At 71.3% G+C, this 3,545-nt stretch carries 2 protein-coding genes and 1 pseudogene; all 3 read left to right on the top strand.

The genetic code is table 11. The features are described from left to right. Nucleotides 1-307, top strand: a pseudogene (locus ACWGIU_RS32965) (transcriptional regulator); the annotation flags it as partial. 54 nt (nucleotides 308-361) lie between these two features. Continuing rightward, nucleotides 362-1,885 (top strand): acetaldehyde dehydrogenase ExaC, encoded by a 1,524-nt coding sequence (exaC, locus tag ACWGIU_RS32970; protein WP_453711780.1) that lies wholly within the window; start codon nucleotides 362-364, stop codon nucleotides 1,883-1,885. 328 nt (nucleotides 1,886-2,213) lie between these two features. Beyond that, the gene (locus ACWGIU_RS32975; protein ID WP_453711781.1) at nucleotides 2,214-3,107 is read left to right on the top strand and encodes an AraC family transcriptional regulator; all 894 of its coding nucleotides are present in this window, start codon (nucleotides 2,214-2,216) and stop codon (nucleotides 3,105-3,107) included. The last annotated feature ends 438 nt before the right edge of the window (nucleotides 3,108-3,545 follow it).

Genomic DNA, 3,545 nt, shown 5'->3' on the forward strand with positions numbered 1-3,545 from the left:
CCACTACCCCGGGCCGTTGCTGCCGGCCTCCACCGCGCCCGGCATCGTCCGGCTACGGCGCCGGATCGAGGACCAGGCGCGGGCGGCGGTGGTCGCGCGGGCCGATGCCGGGCTGCTGACCGACTGGGTGTGCCGCCCGTGGGGCGCGGACGACCCGGAGGCGTGGCGGGCGCTGGCGGCGGCGCTGCCGCCGGAGCGCCGACCGGCCGCGCTGGCCCGCGTACACGCCCTGGACCGGGAGCTCGGCGCCCGCCCGGACCCTCGCGCACGATCGCGTGCAACGTCTCCGCAACCTGCTCGCTCCTAGCCTCCACCCGAGCGCTGTCCGACGGCGGCCGGCGCCCGGCAAGGGGAGGACACCATGGCCCGCTACGCTGCGCCCGGAACCGAGGGGGCGCTCATGTCGTACGCGCCCCGCTACGACCACTTCATCGGCGGCGAGTACGCTCCGCCCGCCCGCGGCCGGTACTTCGAGAACCCCTCCCCCGTCAACGGCCAGGTCTTCACGGAGGTCGCCCGGGGCACCTCCGAGGACGTGGAGCGGGCGCTGGACGCGGCCCACGCGGCGGCGCCCGCGTGGGGGCGTACCCCGGTCACCGAGCGCTCGGCCGTCCTGCTGCGCATCGCGGACCGGATGGAACAGAACCTGGAGGCCCTCGCGGTCGCGGAGACCTGGGAGAACGGCAAGCCGGTACGCGAGACCCTGGCGGCCGACCTGCCCTTGGCCGTCGACCAGTTCCGGTACTTCGCGGGGGCCCTGCGCGCACAGGAGGGCGCGCTGAGTCAGCTCGACGACGACACCGTCGCCTACCACTTCCACGAACCGCTGGGCGTGGTCGGGCAGATCATCCCGTGGAACTTCCCGATCCTGATGGCGGTGTGGAAGCTGGCCCCGGCGCTGGCGGCGGGCAACACCGTGGTCCTCAAGCCGGCCGAGCAGACCCCGGCCTCCGTCCACTACTGGCTGAGCCTGGTGGCGGACCTGCTGCCGCCGGGCGTGGTCAACATCGTCAACGGCTTCGGGGAGGAGGCGGGCAAGCCGCTGGCGTCCAGCCCGCGCGTGGCGAAGATCGCCTTCACGGGGGAGACGGCCACCGGTCGGCTCATCATGCAGTACGCGGCCGAGCACCTGAAGCCGGTCACCCTGGAACTCGGCGGCAAGAGCCCGAACCTCTTCTTCGACGACATCTGGTCCACGGACGACGACCTGCGCGACAAGGCTCTTGAGGGCTTCACCATGTTCGCCCTCAACCAGGGCGAGGTATGCACGAGCCCGTCGCGGGCGCTGGTCGAGCGGGGCCGGTACGGGGAGTTCCTCGACGCGGCCGTCGCCCGTACCGAACTGATCGTGCCGGGGCACCCGCTGGATACGGACACCATGATCGGGGCACAGGCCTCGGAGGAGCAGCTGAAGAAGGTCCTGTCGTACGTGGAGATCGGCCGGCGGGAGGGCGCGAAGATCCTCACGGGCGGCGAACGGCGGCAACTGGAGGGTGACCTCGCGGGCGGCTTCTACGTCGAGCCGACCATCTTCGAGGGCGACAACCACATGCGGATCTTCCAGGAGGAGATCTTCGGGCCGGTGGTGTCGGTGACCTCCTTCCACGACTTCGACGACGCCGTACGGATCGCGAACGACACGGCGTACGGCCTGGGCGCGGGCGTCTGGACCCGGGACATCAACACCGCCTACCGCGCGGGCCGCGCGATCCAGGCGGGCCGCGTCTGGACGAACTGCTACCACGCGTACCCGGCGCACGCCGCGTTCGGCGGATACAAGCAGTCGGGCATCGGCCGCGAGACCCACAAGATGATGCTGGAGCACTACCAGCAGACGAAGAACCTCCTGGTCAGTTATTCCCCCAAGAAGCTCGGGTTCTTCTAGAGGGGTACGTGTGGTGCGGTCGCGGGCTGCCCGCCGCCACCGGCCTGATGCCGTCGCATCGGCGCGGGCCGTCACGGTGCCGTCGTCGTGCTCGAGGGTCAGCCTTCGGCATCAAGTTCGCCGTGGGCGGTGCAGGGTCATCAAGGGCTGGGACCGGGGGCAGGGGGATGAAGGTCGAGCGGCCGGCGCGAGATCATCTCGGGCCCTTCGTCCGTGGCTACGGCTGAGGGGCATGATCGGTCACCCGATCGTTCCGGGCACGGATCATCGGGCCCTGGGAGGGTGGTGCTTCCTACGGTGAAGACATCAGAGGGAAGGACACGCACCCGTGCTGGAGCAGCTCAACCAGGCGCTCGACCACATCGAGCGCTGCCTCGAAGCGGAGGCCGGCCGGGAGGTCGACATCCTCGAAGTCGCCCGGATCGCGATGACGTCGGAGTACCACTTCCGGCGCCTCTTCTCCGCGCTCGCCGGGGTGCCGCTCTCCGTGTACGTACGGCGCCGGCGCATGACGCTCGCCGGAGCCGAGGTGCTGGGCGGGGAGCGGACGCTGCTCGACGTGGCCGTGCGGTACGGGTACGGCTCGGGCGAGGCGTTCGCCCGGGCGTTCCGGTCGGTGCACGGCATCGGGCCGGGCGAGGCCCGGCGCACGGGTGCGACGCTCACGGCGCAGCCGCGCATGTCCTTCCGTGTCGTCGTCGAAGGGAGTACGACCATGCGGTACCGGATCGTGGAGAAGGAAGCGTTTCGGGTCGTCGGCAGGAAGGCGCGGGTCCCCCTCGTGCACGAGGGGGTCAACGCGAAGGCCGCGGCACACGTGGAGAGCCTGGACGAGCAGGCGATCGTCAGCATGAAGAAGCTGGCCGGCGGGGAGCCGAAGGGGGTCCTGTCGGCGGTGGTGCACCTGACCGACAGCCGGGAGGAGGGTGCCGAGGTGGACTACTGGATCGGTGTCGTCACCGGCCCGGGGGCGGCCTCGGATGAGCTCGACGCCCTCGACGTGCCGGCCGGGGCCTGGGCTGTCTTCGACAACCACGGGCCGTATCCCCACGCCCTCCAGGAGCTGTGGCGTGACGTGTTCACGCAGTGGTTCCCCTCGAACCCGTACGCGAGCCGGCCGGGTCCGGAGCTGCTGCGGACACAGCCGGTGGAGATCGGCGCGGAGACGGACTCGCAGCTGTGGATCCCGGTCGAACGGGTCAGCGGGACCAACGGGGCGTGAAAACCGGGACCTGGACGTCGTCTTGCGGGCGGGAGGCGACGTCCGGGTGCCGGGTGCCATCCCCGCGCGAGCGAGGAGCAGGCCGCGAGGCGCGCTGGGGAGGGCTGATCACCGCATCCCCTTCCGCGGTGATATCCGACGCGTCGAACTCGCCCACTGCGGCGAGCGGTCCCGGAACCGTGCCTGGTCGCCATGAGGACAACTGCTGTACCGCCGGCAGGCGAAGAACCTTCTGGTCAGCTGCTCGCCGAAGGAGCCGGGATTCTTCTGGAGGAGCGACCCGGCAGCTGCCTGCCTGTCGGCGCGCGGGCGAGGTGGCGCTGGAAGCGTCGAGGTCCGACGCCAGGCCACCCGCTGAGCCGTGTCGTCGGAGGGGCACCGGTCAGGCCACGGCGTCCGGTGCCGTGCATCGCAAGGTGCAGGGGCGCCCGTGTACGG

This window comes from Streptomyces sp. NPDC054840, assembly GCF_053611065.1.

What these genes read in the sequence shown, in the direction of transcription:
- exaC (WP_453711780.1), top strand. Translation starts at nt 362, where the DNA reads ATGGCCCGCTACGCTGCGCCCGGAACCGAGGGGGCGCTCATGTCGTAC.